Origin of the sequence: Micromonospora sp. NPDC048894 (assembly GCF_040649765.1) — a bacterium.
GTDB lineage: Bacteria > Actinomycetota > Actinomycetes > Mycobacteriales > Micromonosporaceae > Micromonospora > Micromonospora antibiotica.
In genome coordinates this window covers 174,436-199,540 of the sequence record NZ_JBEZFY010000004.1, presented here as the reverse complement: position 1 = coordinate 199,540, position 25,105 = coordinate 174,436, and the positions used below count along the sequence as shown (strand labels likewise).

General features: G+C 72.8%; 24 protein-coding genes. 7 read left to right on the top strand and 17 right to left on the bottom strand.

The features are described from left to right. Window positions 1-111: 111 nt before the first annotated feature. Window positions 112-693 (bottom strand): TetR/AcrR family transcriptional regulator, encoded by a 582-nt coding sequence (locus AB0C22_RS10530; protein WP_357534613.1) that lies wholly within the window; start codon window positions 691-693, stop codon window positions 112-114. A gap of 67 nt (window positions 694-760) precedes the next feature. On the opposite strand from AB0C22_RS10530, the gene AB0C22_RS10525 reads away from it, so the two are divergent. Beyond that, a complete protein-coding gene (locus AB0C22_RS10525) occupies window positions 761-1,663 on the top strand; it encodes an oxidoreductase (protein WP_357534611.1) in 903 nt (300 codons plus the stop codon). A gap of 49 nt (window positions 1,664-1,712) precedes the next feature. Here AB0C22_RS10525 and AB0C22_RS10520 read toward each other — a convergent pair whose 3' ends face one another. Further along, window positions 1,713-3,122, bottom strand: a complete 1,410-nt coding sequence (locus AB0C22_RS10520) for an alpha/beta fold hydrolase (RefSeq protein WP_219468196.1) — start codon at window positions 3,120-3,122, stop codon at window positions 1,713-1,715. A gap of 168 nt (window positions 3,123-3,290) precedes the next feature. On the opposite strand from AB0C22_RS10520, the gene AB0C22_RS10515 reads away from it, so the two are divergent. Continuing rightward, window positions 3,291-3,503, top strand: coding sequence for a hypothetical protein (locus AB0C22_RS10515; protein ID WP_357534609.1), 213 nt, complete (start codon window positions 3,291-3,293; stop codon window positions 3,501-3,503). Between the two features lie 28 nt (window positions 3,504-3,531). Then, entirely contained in the window at window positions 3,532-3,972 is a 441-nt protein-coding gene (locus tag AB0C22_RS10510; protein WP_219468202.1) for a VOC family protein, read from the top strand. A 34-nt stretch (window positions 3,973-4,006) separates the two neighbouring features. Here the strand turns inward: AB0C22_RS10510 and AB0C22_RS10505 are convergent, their stop codons facing one another. Beyond that, the gene (locus AB0C22_RS10505; RefSeq protein ID WP_219468204.1) at window positions 4,007-5,026 is read right to left on the bottom strand and encodes an aldo/keto reductase; all 1,020 of its coding nucleotides are present in this window, start codon (window positions 5,024-5,026) and stop codon (window positions 4,007-4,009) included. Between the two features lie 220 nt (window positions 5,027-5,246). Between AB0C22_RS10505 and AB0C22_RS10500 the strand changes: the two genes are divergently transcribed. Continuing rightward, complete coding sequence (locus tag AB0C22_RS10500) at window positions 5,247-5,843, top strand: TetR/AcrR family transcriptional regulator (protein ID WP_219468208.1); 597 nt, start codon at window positions 5,247-5,249, stop codon at window positions 5,841-5,843. 38 nt (window positions 5,844-5,881) lie between these two features. Here the strand turns inward: AB0C22_RS10500 and AB0C22_RS10495 are convergent, their stop codons facing one another. Next, window positions 5,882-6,958: a hypothetical protein gene (locus AB0C22_RS10495; protein WP_357534606.1), complete on the bottom strand. Its 1,077-nt coding sequence runs from the start codon at window positions 6,956-6,958 to the stop codon at window positions 5,882-5,884. A 106-nt stretch (window positions 6,959-7,064) separates the two neighbouring features. Here AB0C22_RS10495 and AB0C22_RS10490 point away from each other — a divergent pair, with 106 nt between their 5' ends. Further along, complete coding sequence (locus AB0C22_RS10490; protein ID WP_357534604.1) at window positions 7,065-7,691, top strand: TetR/AcrR family transcriptional regulator; 627 nt, start codon at window positions 7,065-7,067, stop codon at window positions 7,689-7,691. A 289-nt stretch (window positions 7,692-7,980) separates the two neighbouring features. On the opposite strand, the gene AB0C22_RS10485 is transcribed toward AB0C22_RS10490, so the two are convergent. The 11 genes from AB0C22_RS10485 to AB0C22_RS10435 form a co-directional block, all read right to left on the bottom strand. Further along, window positions 7,981-8,673, bottom strand: coding sequence for a hypothetical protein (locus tag AB0C22_RS10485; RefSeq protein WP_244252298.1), 693 nt, complete (start codon window positions 8,671-8,673; stop codon window positions 7,981-7,983). Further along, entirely contained in the window at window positions 8,673-9,638 is a 966-nt protein-coding gene (locus AB0C22_RS10480) for an NAD-dependent epimerase/dehydratase family protein (RefSeq protein ID WP_219468215.1), read from the bottom strand. The genes AB0C22_RS10485 and AB0C22_RS10480 overlap by 1 nt, the downstream gene beginning before the upstream one ends. After that, window positions 9,635-11,011 (bottom strand): nucleotide sugar dehydrogenase, encoded by a 1,377-nt coding sequence (locus tag AB0C22_RS10475; RefSeq protein ID WP_255597918.1) that lies wholly within the window; start codon window positions 11,009-11,011, stop codon window positions 9,635-9,637. Before AB0C22_RS10475 ends, AB0C22_RS10480 begins: the two co-directional genes overlap by 4 nt. Before the next feature lie 54 nt (window positions 11,012-11,065). Further along, entirely contained in the window at window positions 11,066-11,959 is an 894-nt protein-coding gene (locus AB0C22_RS10470; RefSeq protein ID WP_219468218.1) for an NAD(P)-dependent oxidoreductase, read from the bottom strand. Further along, on the bottom strand, window positions 11,956-12,795 hold the full coding sequence (locus tag AB0C22_RS10465) for a nucleotidyltransferase family protein (RefSeq protein WP_357534874.1): 840 nt from the start codon (window positions 12,793-12,795) through the stop codon (window positions 11,956-11,958). The genes AB0C22_RS10470 and AB0C22_RS10465 overlap by 4 nt, the downstream gene beginning before the upstream one ends. A gap of 37 nt (window positions 12,796-12,832) precedes the next feature. Then, window positions 12,833-14,362 carry a hypothetical protein gene (locus AB0C22_RS10460; RefSeq protein ID WP_357534601.1) on the bottom strand — a complete coding sequence of 510 codons (1,530 nt, stop codon included), beginning with the start codon at window positions 14,360-14,362 and terminating at the stop codon, window positions 12,833-12,835. Continuing rightward, window positions 14,362-16,203 carry a GT4 family glycosyltransferase PelF gene (gene pelF, locus AB0C22_RS10455; protein ID WP_357534599.1) on the bottom strand — a complete coding sequence of 614 codons (1,842 nt, stop codon included), beginning with the start codon at window positions 16,201-16,203 and terminating at the stop codon, window positions 14,362-14,364. The genes AB0C22_RS10460 and pelF overlap by 1 nt, the downstream gene beginning before the upstream one ends. A 42-nt stretch (window positions 16,204-16,245) precedes the next feature. Next, a complete protein-coding gene (locus AB0C22_RS10450) occupies window positions 16,246-18,381 on the bottom strand; it encodes a hypothetical protein (RefSeq protein ID WP_357534597.1) in 2,136 nt (711 codons plus the stop codon). Between the two features lie 1,055 nt (window positions 18,382-19,436). Then, the gene (locus tag AB0C22_RS10445; RefSeq protein ID WP_219468231.1) at window positions 19,437-20,630 is read right to left on the bottom strand and encodes an MFS transporter; all 1,194 of its coding nucleotides are present in this window, start codon (window positions 20,628-20,630) and stop codon (window positions 19,437-19,439) included. Window positions 20,631-20,843: 213 nt separating this feature from the next. Beyond that, a complete protein-coding gene (locus AB0C22_RS10440; protein ID WP_208567446.1) occupies window positions 20,844-21,380 on the bottom strand; it encodes a DUF3515 family protein in 537 nt (178 codons plus the stop codon). A gap of 228 nt (window positions 21,381-21,608) precedes the next feature. Next, window positions 21,609-21,842 carry an Lrp/AsnC ligand binding domain-containing protein gene (locus tag AB0C22_RS10435; protein ID WP_088646044.1) on the bottom strand — a complete coding sequence of 78 codons (234 nt, stop codon included), beginning with the start codon at window positions 21,840-21,842 and terminating at the stop codon, window positions 21,609-21,611. A gap of 122 nt (window positions 21,843-21,964) precedes the next feature. Here AB0C22_RS10435 and AB0C22_RS10430 point away from each other — a divergent pair, with 122 nt between their 5' ends. Together AB0C22_RS10430 and AB0C22_RS10425 are read left to right on the top strand one after the other, a co-directional pair. Beyond that, the gene (locus AB0C22_RS10430; RefSeq protein WP_219468234.1) at window positions 21,965-22,903 is read left to right on the top strand and encodes a thiamine-phosphate kinase; all 939 of its coding nucleotides are present in this window, start codon (window positions 21,965-21,967) and stop codon (window positions 22,901-22,903) included. Between the two features lie 22 nt (window positions 22,904-22,925). Then, window positions 22,926-23,387, top strand: a complete 462-nt coding sequence (locus tag AB0C22_RS10425) for a GNAT family N-acetyltransferase (RefSeq protein ID WP_219468236.1) — start codon at window positions 22,926-22,928, stop codon at window positions 23,385-23,387. 63 nt (window positions 23,388-23,450) lie between these two features. On the opposite strand, the gene AB0C22_RS10420 is transcribed toward AB0C22_RS10425, so the two are convergent. Then, a complete protein-coding gene (locus AB0C22_RS10420; protein ID WP_357534594.1) occupies window positions 23,451-24,704 on the bottom strand; it encodes an ATP-grasp domain-containing protein in 1,254 nt (417 codons plus the stop codon). Window positions 24,705-24,814: 110 nt separating this feature from the next. Then, complete coding sequence (gene rpmB / locus AB0C22_RS10415) at window positions 24,815-25,006, bottom strand: 50S ribosomal protein L28 (RefSeq protein WP_007456456.1); 192 nt, start codon at window positions 25,004-25,006, stop codon at window positions 24,815-24,817. Window positions 25,007-25,105 lie beyond the last annotated feature (99 nt).

The following is a 25,105-nucleotide window of genomic DNA, read 5'->3' as shown; positions in this document are numbered from 1 at the left end:
TGCTCCTCTGCGGTCGTTCGTGGCTGCACCTCCTCGGACGGGGTGGCCCGCCTCCCCGTGACACAGCTGAACGTGACCCGCGTCTCGCCGCTCGGCGGCTGACGTTGCCCGCTAACGGGGGCGGGAACCCCGGAGGAACTGGTCGACGGCGGTCCGGGTGATCCCGTCGAGCAGTTGCGGTGCGACCATGTTGCCGTTGACCAGCGTGGCGATGCCCTGCAACGTGGCGAACAGCACGATGCCGGCGAGTTCCGGCGGGCCGGGCGCCAACACGCCCTGGGCCTGCCCCTGGCTGATCAGATCGTGCATCAGACCGAACGGGCCGGCGGCGGCGACGAGATGGCCGGCCCCCTCGCGGTGCTTGGCGGCGAACATCAGCTCCAGCAGGGCGGCGTCCTCGGTGGCGAACCGCAGGTAGGCGGCGGCCATGGCGTGCAGGCGCGGCGCGAAGTCGTCCCCGGCGGCGACGAGCGCCGCGTGCAGTTCGGCGTGCAGCCGGGCGAATCCGGCCTCGGCGAGGGCGTCCAGCAGCGCCTGCCGGTCGGCGAAGTGCCGGCGCGGCGCGGCATGACTGACGCCGACCTCCCGGGCCAGTTCGCGCAGCGAGAGCTGGCCGGCGCCGTGCTGGCGCAGGCTGCGCTCGGCTGCGGCGAGCAGCGTCGAGCGCAGGTTTCCATGGTGGTACGCGGGCACGACGGTCATGGTAGTCGAAAAAATGTCGTCGTTGCCGACATTGTTGTCGCCGTATACATTGTTGGCCATGACAACATTCAGGAGTGCCCAGGTTCCCACCATGACCGGCCGTACCGTCATCGTCACCGGCGCGAACAGCGGCATCGGCCGGGTCGCCGCCGGGGTGCTCGCCGCCCGGGGTGCCCGCGTCGTCCTCGCCGTCCGCGACCTGGCCAAGGGGCAGTCCGCCGCCGCCGGCATGACCGGCGACGTCGAGGTGCGGCGGCTCGACCTGGCCGACCTAGCCTCGGTGCGGGAGTTCGCCGAGGGTCACACCGGGCCGATCGACCTGCTGATCAACAATGCCGGGCTGATGATCCCGCCGCTCGGCCGTACCGCCGACGGGTTCGAGCTCCAGTTCGGCACCAACCACCTCGGGCACTTCGCGCTCACCAACCTGCTGCTGCCGCAGATCCGGGGCCGGGTGGTCACCGTCGCCTCCTCCGCGCACCGGGGCGGAAAGATCGACTTCGCCGACCTGAACTGGGAGCGCCGGCCCTACCGGGCGTTCCCCGCGTACGCCCAGTCGAAGCTGGCGAACCTGCTGTTCACCGCCGAACTGCACCGCCGCCTCACCGAGGTCGGCTCGCCGGTGCTGGCGACCGCCGCCCACCCCGGTCTGGCCGCCACCAACCTGCTCGGGCACCTCGACGAGGATCGCTCCCTGTGGAACCGGCTCCAGACGACCCTGGTCCACCGCTTCGCGCAGAGCGGCGACGACGGCGCGCTGCCCACCCTCTACGCGGCGGTGGCCGACGTGCCGGGCGGCAGCTACGCCGGGCCGGACGGCCTCTTCGAGGGGCGTGGTGCGCCCAAGCTCGTCGGCCGGTCGAAGGCCGCCCGGGACGGGGCCGTCGCCCGTCGGCTGTGGACGGTCTCCGAGGAACTGACCGGCGTCAGCTTCCCGCTCGCCGCCCAGCCCACCCGGTAGGTGACCGTCGGCGGCACGGGCCGGACCCGCTGGTCGCCGACGGGGCGGTTCACCCTGCGGGGCAGCGGGCGTCGACACCGGGCAGGGTCAGGTCGACGAGGTACCTGTCGACCACGGCGACGGTGCACGCGTTGCGCAGGTAGGTCCCGTGGCCCGAGCCCTCGTAGGTGACCAGGCGTCCGTGCCGGCCCAGTTGCCGCGCGACGTGGGTGGCCCAGGCGTAGCCGGTGCGGGGATCGTGCCGGGCATTGAGCAGCAGCAACGGCGTGCGGGTCTGCACCCGTGGCTCGTGCGGTGGATTCCGGACCGGGGACTGCCAGCCCAGACAGGTGTGCACGGCCAGCAGGCCGGCACCGTAACGGACGTCCGGCGCGACGGCCCCGGCAGCCCTGACCAGGGCCGCGTACTCGCGGTGGTCGCGGACGGTGGCCGGCCAGTCCGCGCAGAAGACCGCCACGGCCACCGGGAGCTTCACCTCGGGCGGCGGCATGCCGGCGGCCATGTCCCGGACGGCCTCGGCCAGCTGCGGGAAGCGGGGGCCGGCGAGCATCCCGAGGGCCACGGCGGTGACGTCGAAGGCGGTGCGCGGGGCGTACCCGTCGTTGTCGGCGCGGGCCAGCACCGCAGCCCACACCGCCCGGACGTCCCGGCCGTGCAGCACGCACCCGGGCGAACTGTCGCACCAGGCCACGAATTCGTCGAAGGCGTCCTGGAGCGCCGCCGCCTGGGTACGGACGAAGGACCGCACGTCCAGGCTGTGGTCGAACACGCCCTCCAGCACCACGGCCCGTACCCGGTCGGGATACCGCTCGGCGTACTGCTGACCCAGCAGCGTGCCGTACGAGCTGCCGTGGAAGGTCAGCCGCCGCTCACCCAGCGCACGCCGCAGCGCCTCCAGGTCGTGCACGGTGCTGAGCGTGTCGGCGTACGCGAACACCGGGCTGGTCGGGCGACACCGGTTCCACAGCGCCCGGTTGTAGGCCACCGCTGCGTCGAAATCGGCCTGGCCGGTCAGCACGACGGGCGGCCTGCGCAGCTCCGGGTCGGGGGTGCAGACCGGGGCGGCGCTGCGGGCCACCGTACGTGGATCGAAGCTGACCAGGTCGAACCGGTCCAGCAGTTCGTCGCTGAACCGGTCCCCCCGGCGGATGCGTTCCACCCCCGAGTCCCCGGGGCCGCCCGGTCCGAACACCAGCGTGCCCACCCGCTGCTGCGCCACCCGGGCGGCCCGGCGGGCCACGACGAGCGTGAACGTGCGCCCGTCCGGCCTGGCCCAGTCCACCGGCAGGCGCAGCGGGGCGCACCGCACGCGCGGGTCGGGTGGGACGTCGGGCAGATCGTCGGGACACTCACCCCAGGTGAGGCCCGGCGGTGGCCCGGGACGCGCCTGAGCCACCGCCGGGAGAGCGGCGAGGACGGTGAGCACGGCGACGACGACGGTCACGGTACGACGGAACACGGCGGACCTCCCGGGCTGTGGCTATCCGTCCACCCTGGCCCCCCGGCCGACCCGAGTCATATGCGGAGGAACCCGGATCTCGTCCCTGAGGTTGCGCTCCGACCACCTCGACGGGGGGATGAGTCCTCTCGTCGTTTGTGGACGATCCGACCGGGGAACAGGGCCGGTATGGCGAACGGACAGGTGAAGAACGTCGGTGGTCTGCTGCGGGTTCTCGGTGTGCTGCTGGTCGTGGTGGGTGTGCTGGGGGTGCTTGCCTCGCTGACCCAGGGCAACGTCGTCGGGATCGTCCTCGGTGTCGTCCTCGTCGTCGGGGGTGCGGTGCTGCTCAAGCGTTCCGGTCGGGCCGGCCGGTCGGGAGCGGTGGCGTCGACCCGGTGACCGCGCGGCGCGTGGTTAGGGTGGGGCCATGGTGTTCTGGCAACTGACTGTCGACGCGAACGACCCGGCCCGGCTGGCCCGGTTCTGGGCCCGGGCGTTGGGTTACCAGCCGACGCCGCCGGCCGAGCCGTCGACCACCTGGAACGCGCACTTCCGTGGCCGGTTGGGTGGGGCGGCGGCGTTCGAGGACCGGCTGTTCGACCCGGCCGGGCTGCGTCCGCCGCTGTGGTTCCAGCGGGTGCCGCAGGAGCATGCCGGGAAGAACCGGCTCCACCTGGACCTCTACCCCACCGGTCGGGACGATGCCCTGCCCCAGGCGCGGCGGATCGAGATCGTCGAGGCGAAGGTGGCCGAACTGGTCGCCCTGGGCGCGACCGTGCAGCGCCGGACCCGGGGCGACGACCCGGCGGACCTCTACTACTACGTCACTATGCACGACCCGGAGGGCAACGTGTTCTGCGTGAGCTGACCCCGGGCCGGTCGACCGGTGCGCGCGCCGACGCTCAGCGGCGGCGTAGCGCCGGGTCGAGCAGGGCCGGCGGGGTGTCGTGCTTCTCGCCGGGGGCGAGGTCGACGCCGGGGGCGACGATCGCGTCGATGGCGTCGAGCACGTCGGCGGTGAGCACGGTGTCGGCGGCGGCGAGTTGGCTGTGCAGGTGCTCCGGCGTACGGGGGCCGATGATCGCGCTGGTCACGGCGGGGTGTGCGGTGACGAAGCCGAGCGCGAGCTGGATCAGGGTGAGCCCGGCCTCCTCGGCGACCTTGGTCAGCTGCTCGACGGCGTCGAGCCGGGCCCGGTTGCCGGCGATGGTGAGATCGAAGCGCTCGGGCAGGACGTCGGCGCGGTGGGTGGTGATCTCCCGACCCGCCCGGACCGCGCCCGACAGCCACCCGGAGGCCAGTGGGCTCCAGGCGAGCACGCCCATGCCGTACTGCGCGGTGACGGGCAGGACGTGGGCCTCGATGCCGCGTTGCAGGATCGAATAGCTGGGCTGTTCGGTGACGTACCGACCCAGGTGGTGTTCCCGGGCGGCCCACTCGGCCTGCACGAGCCGGTACGCGGGGAACGTCGAGCAGCCGAAGTAGCGGATCTTGCCGGCCCGCTGGAGGTCGGTGAGCGCGGACAGCGTCTCCTCGTCGCTGGTCGTCGGGTCCCACCTGTGGATCTGGTAGAGGTCGATGTGGTCGACGCCGAGCCGACGCAGGCTGTCGTCGAGCGCGGTGACCAGCCAGCGTCGGGAGCTGCCCTGGTGGTTGCGCTCGTCGCCCATCGGCATGGTCGCCTTGGTGGCCAGCACGATGTCGTCGCGGCGGCCGGCGATGGCCAGGCCGACCATTTCCTCCGACTCGCCCTGGCTGTACCGGTCGGCGGTGTCGATCAGGTTGATCCCGCCCTCCAGGGCGGCGTCGATGATCGCGGTGGCCTCGGCCTGGCCGGTGCGGCCGATGGCGCCGAAGTTCATCGCGCCGAGCGCGAGGGTGCTGACCTGGACGCCGGTGCGGCCGAGGGTGCGGTACTGCATGACGGTTTCCTCCACGGGGTGACGGGGTGGCGGCCGGTCGGGTGGGCCGGTGCCGCCGGGAACCACGGCGCGTGCGGACGCGCCGTGGGCTGGTGGCGAGGGACGGGGCTGGTGGCCGGCCGTCCGGCTCTGGCATCATGGGGCAAGCGGAACGGTGTTCCGCTCTGAACTATACGGAACGCTGTTCCGTTTGCCAAGGGTGCCCGGAGGTGATGGCGCGATGGTCGACGGTGAACCGGGGCCGCCCACCCCACCCGGGCGCACCGGCGCACCCCGGAAACGGGCCGACGCCCGGCGCAACGAGGCGACCCTGCTGGAGGCCGCCGCCGCGGCCTTCCTCGCCGCCGGTGTCGACGTGCCGGTACGCGACATCGCCGCCCGGGCCGGCGTCGGCGTCGGCACCATCTACCGCCACTTCCCGACCCGGGCGGACCTGATCGTCGCCGTCTACCGGCACCAGGTGCAGGCGTGCGCCGCGGCCGCGCCGGCCCTGCTCGCCACCAGCGGCACCCCGCACGCCGCCCTGACCGCCTGGATCGACCTCTTCGTCGACTTCCTGGTCACCAAGCACGGCCTGGCCGGAGCGTTGAACTCCGACACCGCCGCCTTCGACACGCTGCACGGCTACTTCCTCGACCACCTGGTGCCCGCGTGCACCCGCCTGCTCGACGCCGCCGTCGCGGCCGACGAGATCCGTCCCGGCGTCGACGCCCGGGAGTTGTTGTTCGCCGTCGGCAACCTCTGCGCCGGCCGTGCCCCCTACTACGACGCCCGCCGCATGGTCGGGCTCCTCGTCGCGGGGCTGCGCCTGCGGTGAGGGGTGGCACGCGCCACCCCTCGGGCGACCGCGTCCGCTCAGCCGTGCCGCTCGGCGGTGGGCCGGCGCGCATGGTGCTCGGCGGCGGTGGGCCGGCGCGCGTAGTGCTCGGCGACGGCGGCGAACGCGGCCTTCGGCTCCCAGGGCAGCCCGGGGTAGGTCTCGCCGGTGCGGCCGTCGAGCACCTTGACGATCCCGGGGCTGGCGAGGTCGAGGTCGTACCGGGGATCGCCGTCGGGCCGGTGCGGCAGGCTGGGCAGCGCGAAGAGGTGGACGAAAGCGCTGTCGACCCCCTCGCTGTCAAAGATGTCGAGCAGTTCGCGCAGGTAGGCGGCCTGCCCCTCCTCGTCGCGCTCGTACCTGCCGTTCAGCCGGTGGGGGGCGCCGCTGGCGTCGTACTCGATGATCTCCATGCTGCGTGGCGCGACGTCACCCGCGCCGCGCCAGGTCGCGGTGCCGAAGCCGGTGACGGCGACCGGCTTTTCCTGGTCGACCAGCCGGCGTACGCCGGCGCGGAACTGGTCGGCGACCTCGGCGGAGCGGATGAGTTCGAGGGTCACCACGTCGAACAGGTCCCAGTCGACGCCCTCGAACGGGATCGCGGCGTAGGTGACCCGCCCGTGGAAGCGTTCGCGGACCGCCGCCACGGTGGCGCGTAGGAACCGGTCGAGGCGGACGCCTGCCTCGGCGATGCGCTCGGCCCGGCCGTCCGGGTCGGCGAACAGGTGGTCGAGGCGGTCGGCGAGGCGGTCCCCGTCGACGAATCCACGGTTCATGAGGCTCAGCTCGGCACCGGTGACGAAGACGACCTCCGCCCCGGCCGCGCGGAGCCGTTCGGCCCGCTCGGCACAGTCGAGGAACAGGGCGCGGATCAGGTCGGGCTCCAGCTCCAGCGGGTACGGCGAGAACCAGACCTCCAGGCCGAGCGCGGCGGCGGTACGGGCGGCGGACTCCAGCCGCCCGGGATCCCCGCCGACCAGGTGGACGGCGGTGCAGTGCAGGTCGTCCCGGATGATCGTCAGCTCCCGCCGGACCACCTCGGGGTCCCAGTGTGGCACCGAGCTGACGCCGTCGGTGACGAAGCCGGTGTCGTAGGCCATGCCTCTGGCACGCATGTCGGTCCCTTTCCGTCGTGGTGCTGCGGAGGTTCGGGGGGACCGTAGCATAATTTTGCGTGCGCGCAATTTTGCGTGCACGAACCGTGTGTGCGACAGTGGCACCGTGACCGGTCCACCGACGTTGCGGGAACGGAAGAAACGGGCCACCCGAGAGGCGCTCCAGTCGGCGGCGCTGCGCCTCGCCCTGGAACGCGGACCGGACAACGTCCGCGTCGAGGAGATCGCCCAGGCCGCAGGCGTGTCGCCCCGGACCTACAACAACTACTTCGCCAGCCGGGAGCAGGCGATCGTCGCCGGGGTCGCCGCGGACCGCGCGGTCGCGGTCACGGCCGCCGTGCTCGCCCGGCCCGCCGGGGTCAGCCTCGGCGACACGGTCGTCGACGCCGTCGTGGGTCTCTACACCGACCCCGGCGACCACCCGCCAGCCGCGCTGCTGATGATCGCCGCCAGTCCCGCGCTGCGAGCCTGCTACGTCGACGCCGTCACCACGATCGAGGAGCCGCTCGCCGAGGCGCTGACCGCCCGCTGCCCTGGCCTCGACCGGCTGACCGCCCAGGTGCTCGCCGCCGCCGTCGGCGCGGCGGTCAGAGTGGCGCTCCGGCAGTGGCTGCACGGCACGAACGAGGTGCCGGCGATGGTCGGTTTCGTGGTCCCGTCCCGGCCGCTGCCGGACCTCGTCCGGGCCGCCCTGGCACCGCTCACCCCAGCCCTCGCCGCCGCGACACCCTGACCTGCCGCGACGCCCTGACCTGCCGCGACGTCGCGCCCCGCCGGGCCGCCGCCGCTGTGCCCTCGGCGGTGGCTGGCAGCCACCCGCCGTGCCGTCGCCGGGGGCGGACCGCCACATCCGCTGTGCCGTGGCGGTGGGCGGGCTGCCGTCACGCGAGCCCGCCCCCACCGGGCGGAGCCGGTCGCGCGTGGTGCCGACGCGCGACCCGGTCCCGGCCCGACGGGGGCGGGTGTTCGAGGTGGGACCGGACCGGCCCCGGACCGGCGGGGCAGACGCCCCCGCCGGATGATCAGGTACGGGACAGGGCGCGGTCGCTGACCGAGGACTGGAGCCCGAACTGGCGGGCCCGGCGCTCCGCGAAATCGGTCAGCCCCTGGCTGTCGGCGTAGTCGAGGCTGTAGAGGTCCAGCTCCAACTGGAGCAGCTGCTCGGCGATCTGGGCGTGGAACTCCAGCACGTCGGGCGGCCACGGCGCGTAGCCCTGGTCGGTCCACCGGGCCGAGAACGACTCGAAGACGATCCCGTCGACGATCTCGGCCAGCCGGGGCAGCATCCCGAAGCCCCGGTTCGCCAGCAGGTACGCCGGTCGGGCCTCCTCCCGGATGGCGGCGACCAGGGTGAGCAGGTGCGGCACGTCCTCCGGGAAGGTCAGCTCGACGTTGAGCGTGTCCAGGAAGAGCCCCGCGAATCCCTGCGCGATCGCCTGCTTCGCCTGCCCGATCACGTGCGCCACCCAGAGTGGGTGGTCGACGTGGACGAACGCGCCGCCCCAGTCCGGGTTGCGTTCCCGCCGCTGCCAGGGCGCGGGTGGCCCCTGGTCCTCCGACAGCGACAGGTAGCCGAGGGTCTGCACGTCCTGCGCCGCGAGGTAGCGCAGTTCGGCCGGCCGGTAGAAGTCCGGTTGCAGGACCACCCGCACGTACCTGGACAGCTCGGGCAGTCGGCCGTCGCCGTAGTAGAAGCAGATGGGACGTCGGCTCATCACGCCCACCCGTGCTCCCGGTACCAGGCGAACGTGCTGCGGACGCCCTCCTCCAGGCTGACACCCGGCTCGTAACCGGTCAGCTCCCGCAGCCGGGACAGGTCCGGGCAGCGGCGGGCGACCGATCCCGGCGGCGCGCTCTCGGGTGCGATGGCGGGGCTCACCCCGGCCACCCGCAGGACCAGCTTGGCCAGGTCGCCGATGTTGGTCTCCTCCCGGTCGTTGCCGATGTGCACGATCTGACCGGCGGCGGCCGGTGCCCCCATCAGCCGCAGCATCGCCTCGACCGCGTCGTCGACGTGGCAGAACGCCCGGTACTGGTCGGCGCCGGGGACCGGGAACGGGTCGGCCCCCCGCAGGGCGCGCAGGGACATCTCCGGGATGACGTGGTCCGCGCCCATCCGGGGGCCGTACACGTTGTGGAACCGGCCCACCACCGTCTCGAAGCCCTTGGCGCGGGCCGTGTGCAGGAACGCGGCCTCACCGAGCAGCTTGCTGGCCGCGTACGCGAAGCGGGGGGCCGCGACGTCGGAGATCATCGCCGGCACCGTCTCGGCCGTCGGCACCGGCACCACCCCGGCCGTCACGCCCCCGGCGTAGACCTCGCTGGTGGAGGCGAAGAAGACCCGCTCACCCGGGGTCACCCAGTCGAGCAGGTGCAGCGCCGACAGGGTGTTGACCCGGATCACCCGGGCCGGGTCCTGCTCCACGTTGCGCACCCCGACCACGGCGGCGAGCAGGTAGATCTGGTCCCATCCGGTGGGCAGGGCGGCCCAGGTGTCCGGGCTGGTCAGATCGCCGGAGATCACCTGGACGGCCGGATCGGCGCGCAACCGGTCGAGGTCGGCGTCGTCGCGGCCCCGGGAGAAGTCGTCCACGATGGTGACCTGGTGACCGTCGGCGACGAGCCGGCGGGCGAGGTGCAGGCCGATGAAGCCGGCGCCGCCGAGCAGCAGGGCCCTCATGCCGACACCGCCCCGGCGGCCGACGTGCCCGCACCGGCGGCAGTGCCGGCCGCACCGCCGTCGCCCGGACCGGTCGGCGCGGGAGGCAGGTAGCCGAGTCCGGCGTAGCGGACCCCGGCAGCCCTGACCGCTTCGCCGTCGAGTACCCGCCACGAGTCGTAGACGAAGGCCGGCGGCGTCGCCCCGAGCACCTCCGGCACCCGCAGCGCCCGGTAGTCGGGGTGGTCGTTGATGATCAGCACGGCGTCCGCCTCGGTGAACGCCTTGTCCAGGCTGACCGGCTCGCCGCCGTACTGCCTGATCACGTCGTCGGTGACCATCGGGTCGTGCCCCAGGACGGTGACCCCGGCGGCGGAGAAGACCCGCATCATCGGCTCGATCGGGGTGCCGCGCATGTCATCGGTGGCCGGCCAACCCTTGTAGGCCCACCCCAGCACCGCCAGCCGGGCGCCGAGACTGCGCCCCCGCGCCTCGACCAGCATCCGGACCACGGTCTCGCCGACGTGGATCGGCAGGTACTCGTTGAGCTGGCGGGCCTTGCCGACGAGGAACGGCCGGCGGTCACCCGCACTGTCGATCATGATGTACGGGTCCTTGGAGAGGCAGCCACCGCCCACGTACCCGGGCTTGGCGAGATCCGGGCGCGGGTAGTCGACGTTCGTCGCCCGGATCACCTCCAACGGGTCGAGGCCGTGCCGCTCGGCGATCAGCGCGATCTCGTTGCCGAACGCGTAGATCAGGTCGGTGTGGCAGTTGTTGGACAGCTTCACCAGCTCGGCGGTCTCCAACCCGGACACCGGGACGACGGTGCGCGCCAGCCCGTTGAAGAACGCGATCCCGGCGGCGAGGCTCTCCTCGTCCAGGCCACCGACGACCTGCGGCAGCTCGACGAGTTCCCGCAGCGCCTGCCCCTGGATGGTGCGCTCCGGGGCCATCACCAGCTTCACCCGCTCACCCCAGGCGGCCTGCAACTCGGGCAGCACCACCCGGCGGCTGGTGCCGACCGGCACGGTGCTGCGCACCACCACCAGGGTGTCCGGGCGGCAACTGCCGGCCACCACCCGGGCGGCGGCGGCGAGGTTCGCCAGGTTGGGCCGGTGGGTCATGTTGTCCACCGGCGTCGACACGCTGATCACCGCCACGTCGACGGTGTCCTTCGGCAGGTCGGCGGCGACATGGATGTTCTTGCCCAGGTGGGCGGCGAAGACGTCGTCGATGCCGGGTTCGAAGATGTGTGGCCGGCCGTGCGAGAGCGCGTCCAGCACCGCCGGTGAGACGTCCGCGCCGTACACCGTGAAGCCCTTGTCGGCGAGGGCGGCGGTGAGGGTGAGCCCCACGTAGCCCAGGCCCACGACCCCGATCTTCATGCTCATGCGTGTCCTCTCAGTTGTGCGGGTGTGTCGTGACGGGGGAGCGGTCGGCGCGGCTCACCGCGCCGCGCCCGCGGCCCAGATGTCCTTGATCGATGTCTCCAGGTCGCGTACCGGCGACCAGCCCAGCTCGCCGGCCCGGCCGATGCCGGCCTGGATCCAGTCGACCGCCTGCGAGCGCTGCGGTCCGACGCCCACCTCGCGGATGCGGCCGTCGTAGCCCGCCGCGCCGGCCAGCAACCCGACCGCCTCCCGGGCGGTGACCGCCCGGCCGCTGCCGGCGTTGACCACCCGGTGCGGCAGTTCGGGTGCGAGCGTCGCCGCGACGATCAGCGCGGCGAGGTCCCGCACGTCGACGAAGTCCCGGTACGCCGACAGTGGCCCCAGGGTGATCTCGGTGGCCCCGTCGGCCAGCGCGGCCCGCAACCGGTCCGCCGCCCGACCGAGCAGGTTCTCCTGCGACATGCCGGGGCCGATCGGGTTGAACACCCGCAACGAGACCGCGTCGACCTCGCCGGCCTCCCCGGCGAGCTGGAACAACCGGGTTCCGGCCAGGTGACTGACGCCGTACGCGCTGACCGGCCGGGCCGGGGCGTCCTCGGTGACCGGGAGCCGCTGCGGCACCGGCCCGTACTCCCCGGCCGAGCCGAGCCGGACCAGCCGGGCCTGCGGCACCGCGTCGGCGGTCGCCGCCAGCAGCTTCGCCGCGACCAGCGTGTTCGCCGTGACCAGTTGGGCGGCGGTGCCGGTGAGGGCGCCCACGCAGTTGACCACCGCGTCCGGGGCGACCTCGCGCAGCAATCCGGTGAGCGCGGCCGGCGTGCCGTCGAGCAGGTCGTGGGCGGCCCGCCCCGGGCAGATCACCTCGGTCACCCGGTGGTCCGCGGCCAACGCGTCGCGGGCGTGCCCGCCGATGAAGCCGGACGCCCCGAACAGCAGCACCCGGGTCACGTCAGCTCCCCGGCCCGCACGACGCCCGGCAGGTCCGCGACGCCCGACAGGTCGCCGACGGCCAGCGGCTCGGTCCCCTCGGCAACGGCCAGCGGTGTCGTCCCCTCGCCGATGGCGACCTCGACCGGCCCCGACCGGCTGGGCAGCAGGATCGGCTTGAGCTGGGGGAACGAGCGGTTCGCCTCGTCGTAGTCCTCCGGCCGGCCGATGTCGAGCCAGAACCCGTCGAACGGGTACGTCATCGGCGGGTCACCGCCCGCGAGCAGGTCCAGCACCAGTTGGTCGAAGCCGAGGGCCAGTCCGGCCTGATAGGGCTCCAGGGTCCGCAGCGACATTCCGTAGACGCCCATGCTGACCGGGTAGCGCAGCGCCGGCTTCTCCCGGAACCCGACCACCCGGCCGGCGTCCACGTCGAGCACGCCGAAGTCGATCCGGTGCACCCGCTCGGAGGTCGCCAGGGTCAGGCCGGCGCCGGAGAGCTGGTGGCTGCGCAGCAGGTCGCCGTAGTCCAGATCGGTGAGGACGTCACCGTTCATCACCAGGAACTCGTCGGGCAACCGGTCCTTCAGGCCGAACAGCGGGCCCACCGTGGACAGCGGCTTGTCCTCCTCGATGTAGTCGATGGTCAGGCCCCACCGGTTGCCGTCACCCACGAAGGCCCGGATCAGCGGGCCGAGATGGTTGATCGCCAGGGTCACCGAGGTGAACCCGCGCGAGGCGAGCTGGTCGAGCACGATCTGCAGGATCGAGTGGCTGTCCCCGATGGGCATCAGGGGTTTCGGCAGCGTCGTGGTGTACGGCTTCAGCCGCACCCCTTTGCCGCCGGCAAGGATCACCGCGTGCAACCGGACCTCCCCATAGGTCTCGAGTGGACTATCGGTAGTGCCGAACCTGCCCGATCACCGGAATCAGACCGAGCGCGAACAGTGCCTGGAGCAGCAGCACGCTGCCCAGGTACAGCGAGGTGTCGGTGACCGGGCTGCCGCCCTGCCCGAGCAGCGGGGCGACGCCGAGCAGCGCGCCGAGGCCGACGTGCAGCGCGACCACGACCGTCATGGACAGGCACAACCAGCCGTACCGGCCCTGCCCGGCCAGCAGGAAGGCCAGGTAGTACGCCCCGGCGAGGGCGACGTGCGCGGCCGTCATCACCACCCCGGCGGTGGAGAGCACGCCCAGCTGGGTCAGCCCGGCGAGCAGCAGCACCCCCAGTGCCGCCGGCACCGCGAGGCACGCCGCGACCTCCCGGCCGATCGCCCGCCAGATCCCCACGACGAAGCTGCGCGGGAGCCGGGCCCGCCGGGACAACGCCACCCCGGCTGCCCAGAACCGGCTGGTCCGCCACTCGACGAACCCCATCGACAGGATCAGCGGCACCGCCGACGCCGCGACGTCCCACTGCCCCAGCAGGTACGGCGCCTGCGCGTGGAAGAGCAACGCCGCCGAGCAGAACCCGTAACCGGCGACGCCGAGCAGGGTGGACACCGGTGGCCAGAGCGGGTCCCGGGGCGCCGGCTCCGTCGACCGGGCGGCGGAGCGGGTGGCCCAGAGCCCGGCGGCGAAGGCGACCAGCACGCCGAGGGCCGCCGCGCCCACCGCCCAGCGCCGCTCGGTCGCACCGCCGGTGCTCAGGAAGACCGCGCTGCCCAGCACGGCCGGGACCATCGCCCCGGCCAGCCAGCCCTCCCGCCGGTAGAAGATCAGCAACGTGCTGGCCAGCTGGTACGTCAGTTGACAGAGCATCATCGCGGCGAGCGGCAGGCCACCGTAGGGCAGCATCACCGCACCGGCGGTCAGGCCGAGCAGGGGAGCGGTCAACGCGGCGATCCGCAGCACCCGGCTGGCCGAGCGGGCCCGACCGAGGCCGAGCAGGCGGAACGCCGCGTAAGCGACCATCCCCGACCAGATCCAGCCGACCGTCCCGGCGAGGATCAGGCCGACCACCAGGCCCGGTCGTCCCACGACCGACAACACGGCGGGGAACGCGGCGCTCGGCAGCACGTACAGCAGGCCGTGCGAGATCGTCCGCAGGTCGGCCCACCGGTCGCGGTCGGTCGCCGACGTGGTGCGCGGCCCGTCCACCATCTCCGGGGTCGGCCCCAGCCGCCGGAACACCTCCAGGGCCAGGACGAAGACGTCCCGGTAGCCGTACTCGACCTGGGCGGCCCGGTCGGTGTGCCCGTCGGCCTCCAGGGCGGCGGCGACCTGGAGCGCGTCCACCGCCCGGGTCAGCTGGGGCCGGATCCGCTCGACCAGGTCGTCGACCGGGTCGGTGGAGATCCGGGGCAGCAGGATCGTGCGCTCGGGGTTGTCCGCCCGCCCGTCGGACGGCCCCGGCTCGGTGGTCATCGTGGCGGCGGGGCGGAACAACGGGTCGGTGACGTCCGGGTCGTTGGCTCCGGTCATCAGCGGCCACCGCGCAGGATGGCGATCGTCTGCTCGTCGTCCGGGCCCGGCGTGGTCGGTTGCGGCAGCTCCGGCCCGGACGAGTTCGGGTCGTGGTGGGTCCGGTATGCGGCCGACGAGTACTGCTCGGGTCCACGCTGGCGGGGCACCCGTCCGGCCACGGGAGACATCTCGGGCCGGACGGTGACCGGGGTCGGCTCGGGCCGGGCGGTGACGGGCGTCGGCTCGGGCCGGGCGACGGGGGCCACCTCGGGTGGGGCGGCGAACCCGGCGGCGGGGCGGGCGGTGACGGACGCCACCCCGGGGCGGGTCGGCCGGTTCGGGACGCGTACCCAGCCCTGGGCCTGACCGCGCAGCCGCTTCGGCGCGGGGGAGGTGGTCCGGGGCGCGGCGAGTCCCTCGTAGATGTCGCGGTACGCCTGCAACGAGCGTTGCAGGGTGAACCGCTCCAGCACCCGGCCCCGGGCGGCCACCCCGAGGCGCAGCCGCAGCTCCCGGTCGTTGAGCATCGTGACGCAGGCGGCGGCGATCGCGGGTACGTCACGCGGCGCGACGACGAACCCGGTGTCACCGACCGCCTCGGCGACCCCGCCGACGTTGGTGCACACCGTCGGCCGGCCGCACGCCATCGCCTCCACCACCGTGTAGGGAAAACCCTCGGAGATGCTGGTAAGCGCCACCAGGCTGCCGGCGTGGTACGCCTCGACGGCGCTGCCGACCCGGCCCTCCAGGACCGCGTGCCCGGTGAGCCCGAGTTCGTCGATCAGCGCCTCGCAGCTCTCGTGGTAGACCTTGTTGGCGGCCGGCGTCCCGCCGAAGATGCGCAGCCGGGCCTCGGGGATCTCGGCCCGTACCAGCGCGAACGCCCGGATCAGGGTGTGCAGGTCCTTCAGCGGGTCGATCCGGCCCATGAACGAGATGGTCGGCACGTCCGGCTCGCCGGCCGCGGGTGGGAACTCGTCCGGGTCGACGCCGTTGTACATCGTCCACATCCGCTCGGGGTCGGCGCCGTTGTGTAGCTGCCACCGCCGGTTGTACTGCGAGTGCGGTGCGAGCGCGCCGGTGATCAGGTAGGCCGCGCCGGCCAGCGAGCGGAAGAAGCTCAGCACCAGCACCCGGACCGGGTGCGGTGCGTCGTCGTGCAGGTAGGAGATGTAGCGCTCGCGCAGGTAGATGCCGTGCTCCGAGAGCACCAGCGGGGTGCCGTACGTCCAGGTGGCCGCCATGCCGACGAGCGTGGCGAGGCCGTTCATCGACGAGTGCACGATGTCGGCGCGTACCGGTGGCGCGCTCAACGGCCGCAGCATGTGCGAGATGAGCCAGGCCGCCTCCAGCGCGTCGGCGACGGTGGGCGCGGGCCCGGTCTCCTCGACCCGCAGGGTGTGCCAGGCCTCCAGCATCATCCGCAGCGCCTCGTTGGACAGCAGGGCCGCGCCCAGGTCGCCGCCACCGGAGGCGTACTCGAACATGCCGCGCAGGGCGAGCAGGAAGGTGCTGCGGTTGACCGAGCCGGCCTGGGAGCGGGTCGACTCCAGGGGGGTGACCAGCGCCCGCAGGAACACCTCGTAGGACTCGATGAACTCCGCGCCGGGCCGCCCGGAGGGGACCAGCACCCCCCGCCGGGGGCGGCGGCCTGTCGGCCGGCCGCCCCACAACGGGATCGAGTGCACGCGGTCGAGGTTCGCCGGCCGGTCGAACACCGGCTCCTCGGTGCCGTCCACGGTGAGCGCCACGACCTCCCACCGGTAGTCCGGCATTCCTCGGATGAGCTGCTCGCACCAGATGCTCACCCCACCCATCGCGTACGGGTAGGTGCCCTCCGAGACCAGCGCGATCCGCACCGGTTCCCCCCGTTTCTCTGTGCTTGGCTGAGCCGTCCCGCGCTACGCGCGGGGAGCGGCGTTGAACGTCACGGCGGTGTTGGCCGCCAGCGTCACCGGGACGGTGACGTCGGTGCCGTACGAGCCGGCACCGGCGGTGGCCGCGGTCACGCCACCGAGTTGCAGCGAGCCGGCGGCCGGCGAGGTCACCGTGATCTCCCCGGTGGTCCGGTCGTAGATCGCGGACGCCCCGGCGCTCAGCGCCGCGAAGTGGGCCGTCCGGGTCCTGGTGTAGGCGGCGATGTCGGTCCACGCCGAGTTGAGCAGCGGCACCGAGTAGAACGAGTCGTACTTGGTCAGCACGGCGTCGACCCAGTCGGTGAGCAGCGTGTTGCCCGAGCCGTAGTCACGCACGTTGGCGATGTGGAACGTGTGCGAGTAGATCGAGCCGGACGACACGTGCTGCAGGCCCACCGTGGACTCGTAGTCCAGGACCTGGGCGTAGGTGCGGTCGGTGGGCCAGTACGGGAAGGCGCCGGTCGGGCCGTAGAAGGAGTTGTAGAAGTGCGCCTCCTCCGCCTGGTTGGTGGTGTGGTAGGCGATGTTCGTCGGCCAGCACGGCACCACCACGATGCTCGGGTCCAGCGGGTGCGCGGTGGAGCCGTTGAAGTTCGCCGGCACGTGGCTGGCGAACGACATGTTGCCGGCCACCGTGGTGACGCCGAGATCCGCCGCCGCCTCGATCAGGTCCGGGTTGGACGCGGTGAGGCCGTGGTCGGTGAGCACGCCGCTGGAGTTGTTGTAGACCCCGAGACCGGAGTACTCGGGGGTCTTGAGCACGGTGGCCGGGGGGTTCAGCCCGATGGCGGTGCCCGCGGTCTGGTTCTCGCTGATCTCTTCGTGGTTGGTGGCGTAGTCCGTGGTGTTCAGCGCCGGGTGGCTCAACGTGTGGTTGATCCACCGGAAGTTGTTCTTCAGGCACTTCGTGGTGGCGGTGAGGGTGTTGGCATCCCCGTTGGGGCTGCACGTGTTGCCGGCGAACGGGTCGATCTGCGCGCCGTTGTAGGGGATGTTGAAGGTGAAGCCCGAGGCCAGCGGGTGCGCGGTGCGCAGCGCGGTCTGCTTCGCGTCGAGGTTGACCGCGTCGTGCCCGGTGACCCGGATCGCGGGGCCGTAGTCGACGGTGCCGTCGTCCATGTAGTGGGCCGAGGCGGCGAACCAGTCGTCGATGTCGACGTTGAGGTGGTGCTTCTGCTCACCGAGGAACAGGCCCTTGGTCGCCCACCGGAACAGGCCGTAGACCAGCAGGTCCGCGTGGAACAGGTACTGGTTGGCGGTGAAGGTCAGCGCGATCCGCTCCCGGCCGTCGGTCGAGGTGGTGCGCACGGCCAGCACGTCGGAGCCGTTGGTCATCAGGGCCTCGGCGTTGCAGCCGGCCCGGATCGAGGTGCGGTAGACGTACGACTGGGTGATCGGGATCTGGGCGGTGCTCTTGAGGTAGTCGAAGACCGCCGCGCCGCTGCTGGTCAGCGAGACGGGCAGCGGGGTCTCGCCGACCGCGCCCTCACTGACGGAGTTGAGGCAGTAGTCCTCCGGCCAGGTGCCGTAGCTGGTGTAGAGGGCGACCTGCCGCACCTCGAAGTTGCGCTCGTAGGACCAGAGGGTGTTCCACTCCGTGCTGGTCAGGCCGCTGAGGTAGTTACCGCCCGACTCGTAGAGCTGCATGCTGTTGGTGAGGATGACCGCGTTGTACTTGCCCACCCCGTTGCCGTCGACGAGCGTGCTCGCCGAGAGCGTCTGGGTGGTCGTGTAGAGGATGTCGTAGCTCGCGCCGACGCGGTTGAGGGTGGTGGTGAGCGTGGCCACGCCGAAGTCCGCCGGGTCGGTGGCCAGGATCAGCGTCCGGAGCGCGACCTTGTCGTTGATCGCCTGGGTGCCGACGCCGCCGCTGCGGGCACCCGACGACGACGGGGCGACCTTGACGGTGCCGGCCCGGGTGGGCAGCGGGCCGGGGCGGGACTCCTTCTTGCTCGCGACCTGGCCGAGGCCGGGTGCGCTCGGCGGCTGGGCCAGCGTGCGCGGCGCGGTCGGCGGCTGGGCGAGGCCCGGGGTCTGGGTGCCGAGCAGGACCGTGAGTGCGGTCAGCCCGGCGAGGGCGAATCGGTTCGCGCGACGACGGGTAGGTCCGGTGTGGACCATGTGGTGACCTCCGATGAGGAGATGTGAACAATGCCGCCGATCCTGTATGGATGACGGGGTTGCCATCGAAGGCTAGCAATTGTTGGTGCGGATTCCGTGCATGATCCTGTCGCATGTGGACCATTGACGCAAGCGGGGTCGGGTGTTAGTGCCGGGCACCCGGTCGTGACTTCCGGTAACGCGTTTTTTGCTGATCTTGACGGTGTTGCCGGTCGGTGCCAGCCATGCTGACGTGCTCTTTTCCAGAGGAGCCGAAACACCTCATTCACGTTCACTTCACACCGCTGTAGCCGGCGGTGGCCAGAATGTGGGCCGTGGTCGGGCGTGGAACCGGGCTTACCTCAGCCATTCGCTCGGGTTGCGGCAATTGAGGTGCGGCAAGAATGGCCGATCAGTCCATGCTGGCCCGCCGATCAGCCGATTACCCGACCATCCCTTCGGTTGACGGTGCACCGTGCGGCCGGTACGCGGCGGGCCGGGACCTGGAGTGATCGACGTTTTCCCAGCTCAAATCCCTGTTTCGGTGGTGCGGGTGGGGTCGGGCGTGCCTTTTGTCGGGCAATCGCTTGATCGGCGGCACATAGTGGAGAATGTTGAGTTTCCTCGACCCTGCGGGTGTGTGAACTCGACCGGAAATGGCGAATACCACGGCGCTGACCGCCGAATCAGCCAGTTTCGGCAGAAGCGGTTCCCAGCGTCAGGAGTTGCCCATTCCCATCCTTTGGAAGTCGTCCACTGTCTCCCCTATCAGCACCGTCCGGGCCAAATCGTTTTACTATCCGATCGGTTTCGTGGAACTTCCACGGGACGCAAATGCAGGAGTAGATGTGCGCGTCCTGAGCCGAAGGTGATGCCGGGACGAAACGGCAGACGCCGGATCGGCGCATCCCCGGCGCGGTCCCACTCGGCGACTCGGTGGACAGGGCCCGACACCATCGGCCGCGCAGTTTCTCCCGGGCCCGGCCGCCCGGCTGCCCGCCGGTGCCACCGCCGACGTGGGCCGACCGGCAGCTCCGGACGGCCCGACGCCTGTGGGTGACACCGGCGTCGACAGGTCAGGGCCGGTGCAGGTCGGGTGTCGTGGCCAGCAGGAGCGTCGAGCCGGCCGCCCAGCCGGCCGCCCCGGCGAGGACCAGGCCCGGCGACGCGTGGGACAGCGACCAGGCGAAGACCGCGCCGGCCAGGACCGGCACCACCGACTCGGCGGCGGCCCCGATCCCGGTCAACGCCCCCTGCACGGTGCCCTGCTCGTCGGCCCGCACGATCCGGGAGAGCCACGCCTGCGCGGCGACGCCGCCGACCGTGGCGAGCACACCCACCGCCTGGAGCACGTGGAGCAGCCAGGGCGTCGAGACGAACGCCGTACCCGCCAGGGTGGCGACGCCGAGCACGCCGCCGAACACCGCGGCCCGCTTGTCCCCGAGCCGGCGCACGATCGGCCCGACGGCCCTGGCCTGGAAGAGCGCGCCGGCCAGGGCCCCCGCCGCCAGCACCACGCCGACCCGCGCGGTGCCCCAGGCGAACTGGTGGGTGAGGAAGAACGTCCAGGTCGACTGGTGGGTCATCCGGGCGACGTCGGCGCAGAACCGGGCGTACGCGAGCCGCCCGAGCACCGGTCGACGCAGCACGACGACGATGGCGCTGACCGGGTTCGCCGTCCGCAGGGTCAACGGGGTGCTGCGGTCGCCGGGCCGCGACTCGGGCAGCACGAGCCAGCCGTACCCGACGTTGGCGAAGGACAGCGCGGCGGCGGCGAGGAACGGCAGGCGTACGTCGACGGTGCCGAGCAGGCCGCCGACGACCGGCCCGGCCACGAAACCCAGCCCGAACGCGGCACCCACCGCCCCGAACGCACCGGCCCGGTCCTCGGGCGCCGTGACGTCCGCCAGGTATGCGTTGACCACGGTGTAGGTGCCCGCGCAGGCGCCGGCGAGGCTGTGGAACACCAGCAGCGTCCACGGGCCGGGGGAGCTGGCGTGGGCCAGCCAGTCGACGCCGAGGCAACCCAGCGAGACGAGCAGGACCGGCCGCCGGCCGTACCGGTCGGAGAGTTGGCCGAGCAGCGGCGAGACGACGAACTGCAACAGGCCGTAGAGCGAGCCGAGCAGGCCGGACCAGCGGACCGCGGCGGCGGCGTCGGCGGTGACGGCGGTCAACAGGGCCGGCACCGTCGGCACGATCAGGCCGAGCCCGAGCATGTCCAGGAAGACGGTGACGAGCAGGAAGGAGAGGGCGGGCGTCCGACGCATGGCGGCTCCTGGGCGGTGAGGGGGCAGGGCCCCCTCGCCACCCACGGTCAGCCGCAGGTACGGAGGATCAGATTATCGGTGCCGTCAAACGATTTTCCGGACCGTCGCGTCGCCCTCACCCCGGTCCGGTCGACCGATGCGGGCACGGGCACACGGCCCGGTGCGGGCAAGGACACGTACCGGTCGGGCGGGCACGCAGGCCGGGACCGGACCTCAGCGTCGGCACCCGGACGGGCCGTCGCCGCCGGACGGCACGGAGGCGACCACCGCGTCGGAGACCGGGGTGAGCCACTGCAACGGCCCCTCGTACGCCCGGGGCACCGTCACCGTGACCGCCGTCTCCCGGTCGAGCGTGGTGAGCACCGTGGCATCCGACCGTTCGTCGGCATACCAGCAGACCCCGTTGACGGTCCACACGTCGGCGGTGGCGTCCACGGTCGGCTCGGGGCCACCGCAGGCGACGGTCAACGCCGGGTCACCGTAGGCGGCGTTCTGCTCGGCACCGGCGGTCACCGGGCGCTGGGCGAGTTCCCGGACGGTGGCCGGCAGCTGCGACACCAGCGCCCGGCACACCACCCCCGGGCGCTCGGCCAACGCCGGGGCGGCCATCTCGACCGGGGCGCTGGACTGGGGGCGCAGGGTGGTCGGCGAAGCGCTCGGCGCGGCGACCGGCGGGTCCGGGGACAGCTTGGCGAAGGTGAACCCCGCCACGGCCACCGTCACCGGCACGGCGACCAGGGTGGCCCACAACGCGGCCCGCCGGGTCGACCGGTCCGCAGCGGGCCGGTCGGTGCTGTCCCGGTCGCTGGTGGGTTGGCCGGTGCTGGGCCGGCCGGTGCTGCCCTGGTCGGTGCTGGGCCGGCCGGTGCTGCCCTGGTCGGTGCTGGGCCGGTCGGTGGTGGGTGCGCCGGTGGCGGGCCGGTCGGTGCCGGGCGCGGCGTCGGTCGGGATCTCGGGGGAGGGAGTCTTCTCGTCCACTTACAGGCGCACCACCGAACACGTGAGGGTGCGGGTGATGCCGGGCACCATCTGCACGTTGCTGACGATCAGTTTGCCGAGCTCGTCGACGGTGTTCGCCTCGGTGAGGACCACCACGTCGTACGGCCCGGTGACGGCGTCGACGCGTACCACGCCGGCAAGGTCCGCGATCAGACCGGCCACGTCCCGCGCCCGGCCCACCTCGGTCTGGATGAGGATGTACGCCTGTACCACGACTCGACCTCCGTCCGTCGCCGCCCAGGGGCGGCCCGAAGGGTGAAAATACCCTACGGAGCAGGCGCGATCCCTATCGGTGGTCGAGGTCAAGCAGCTAGCGAGCGTGTCGGAAGGAAGACATGGGTGTCGCGGACGTGGGCGAGTTCGGTCTCATCGACCGGGTGACCGCCCGGCTGACGTACGGAGCGTCATGCCTGCTCGGGCCGGGTGACGACGCCGCCGTGGTGGCCGCCCCCGACCGGCGGGTGGTCGCCTCCACCGACGTGCTGGTCGAGGGGCGGCACTTCCGGCGGGACTGGTCGAGCGCCCGCGACGTCGGGCACCGGGCGGCGGCGGCCAACCTCGCCGACGTCGCCGCGATGGGCGCGACCCCCACCGCCCTGCTGGTGGCCCTGTGCATCCCCGCCGACCTGGACACCGCCTGGGCGGAGGAGCTGGCCGACGGGCTGGCCGCCGAGGCTGCGCTGGTCGGCGCGGGCGTGGTCGGCGGCGACATGTCCGCCAGCCCCACCCTGACCATCGCGGTGACCGCCCTCGGCGACCTGGCCGGCCGGGCACCGGTGGTCCGCTCCGGTGCCCGGCCGGGTGACGTGGTGGCGCTGGCCGGCCGGACCGGGTGGGCCGCCGCCGGGCTGACCGTGCTCTCCCGGGGGTTCCGGACCCCGCGCCTGCTGGTCGAGGCGTACCGGCGGCCGGAGGTGCCGTACCCGGCCGGACCGGAGGCCGCCCGGCTCGGCGCCACCGCCATGATCGACGTGTCGGACGGGTTGCTGGCCGATCTGGGTCACCTGGCGAAGGCCAGCGGCGTCGGGGTCGACCTGCGCCGGGACGCCTTCGAGGTGCCCCCGCAGATGCGTGACGCCGCCCAGGCGCTCGGCGTCGACCCGTACACCTGGATCCTGGCCGGTGGCGACGATCACGCCCTGGTCGCCACCTTCCCCCCGGCGGTGACCCTGCCGTCGTCGTGGCGGACGGTGGGCCAGGTGGTCGAGGGCGTCGGGGTGACCGTCGACGGTGACGCGTACGACGGACCGGCCGGCTGGGAGCACTTCCGGTAAGGGGCAGTCGTACCCTTCACCCGTGAGTGAGATCGAGATCCGGCCGCTCGGCTTCGACTCGCCGGTGGCGCAGACGCTGATCCGGGCGACCATGGCCGACCTGGGCGTCCGGTACGGCGGCAGCGGCGACGACACCCCCATCGACCCGACCGAGTTCGTCCCACCGCACGGTGAGTTCCTCGTCGCCCACCTCGACGGTGCCCCGGTCGGCTGCGCGGGGTGGCGCAGCCACGGCGACGACGCCGCGGAGCTGAAGCGGATGTACACCGTGCCGGCCGTGCGGGGGCGCGGTGCGGCCCGCGCCCTGCTCGCCGCCGTCGAGGAGTCGGCCCGCCGGCACGGTCGCCGGCGGATCATCCTGGAGTGCGGCGACCGGCAGCCCGAGGCGGTCGCCCTCTACACCTCGGCGGGGTACGAGCGGATCGCCAACTTCGGCTACTACGCCGACGCTCCCGGCTGCCTGTCGTTCGGCCGGCCACTCTGACCCGCCCGCCGCAGGGCCGTGCCACCGGGTGAATCCCCGACCCACCCGGCCGGTGCGGCGGTGTCAGGCGACGGTGAAGCGGAACCGGTCGGCACCGGCGCGGGCCGTGGCGGTCGCCTCCGCCGGGTCGGCGCCCCAGGCCAGCACGTGCCCGCCGCGCCGCACCGACGAGGTGACGTCACCGACCCGGTCGCCGACCGCCACGTCGAGCTGCACGGCCAGCACACCGGGCACCCGCCGGGCGTCGCGCAGCCCGTCGATCGCGGTGAGCGTCCCCGGCGGTGGCAGCAGGAACTCCACCGCCGCCGCCCCGGACGGCCGGGCCGGGAGCCGGGGCCGCTCGCCGCGCAGCGTCCGCAGGTAGGCGTCGATGAAACCGCACTCGTACGCCACCGAGACCAACGCGGAGATCATGTCTCCGGGCAGCCGGGCGGCGCACTCCACAAGCGTCGGCACCCCGTCGGCGACGATCCACTCGCTGTGCAGCACTCCGGTGCGGAAACCGGCCGCCGTCGCCAGCCGGGTGGCTGCCTCGACCAGTTCCGCCCGGCCGGCCGCCGGCAGCGCCGAGGGGACCGTGTGCCCGGTCTCCACCGGGCGACGACCCGGCAGCACCCGCTTGTCGGTGACGTTGCCGAAGCACACCTCGCCGTCGGCGACCAACAGCTCGACGCTGTATTCCGGGCCGACCAGGGTCTGCTCGACCAGCACCTCGGTGGGCAGGTCGCTGGCCGCCTCCACCGGTTCCTCCGGGGCGGCGGTCGCCGACCAGGCCGCCGACACGTCGTCACCGGGGGCGATCAGTTGCACGCCGAGGCTGCCGGAGCGGCGGGTCGGCTTCAACACGCAGCGGCCACCGAACCGGGCCGCGAACGTCGCCGCCCGCTGCGGGGAGTCGACCAGCTCGTACGCCGGATTGGCCAGCCCGGCCCGGTCGGCGAGCAGGCGCATCCGGTGCTTGTCGGAGAAGACGTCGGCGGCCTGTGGGCCGGCCCCGGGCAGGCCCAGCCGGTCGGCGAGCCGGGCGGCGGCACCGACCGCGTACTCCAGGCCGGGCATCACCAGCCGGGCGGTGGTCAGCCCCGGCTCGCGGGCGAGCAACTCCTCGACGTCCAACCCGGTCTGGTAGCGGGCGGACACCACGCGCGAGACCACCGGCAGGCGGGTCACCGTCGTGGTGACGGCCCGCCGGGCGATGATCTCCGGCTCCTCGACGAGTACCACGCTGCCCGGCGGCAGCTCCTCGGCGAACCAGTGCATCATGCCGATCGAGGCGCCCACCACGATCATCTCGTCAGGGCCCAGGTCAAGGTCCAACGGTCGTCCTCCGTACGGGTCGGCCACCGGGTGCGGGGACACGACAGTACCGGCGGGCCAGGACGGCCCGCCGGTACTGTCGGAGCTGGAGCGGTGGTGGTGTTACCTGGTCAGGCGCGGGTGACCTTGCCGGCCTTGATGCACGAGGTGCAGACCTGGAGCTTCTTGGTGTTGCCGCCACCGGCCGGGGTACGCACCGACTGGATGTTCGGGTTCCAGCGGCGGTTGGTCCGCCGGTGCGAGTGGGACACGTTGTGGCCGAAGCCCGGCCCCTTGCCACAGACGTCGCACACGCTAGCCACGGGATACTCCTGAGATTGATACGTTCATGAGGTCGCCGGCAGGCGCTGCCCGGACAACCTGGCCAGGTTACCCGATGCACCCCCGCCCCGCCCAACCGG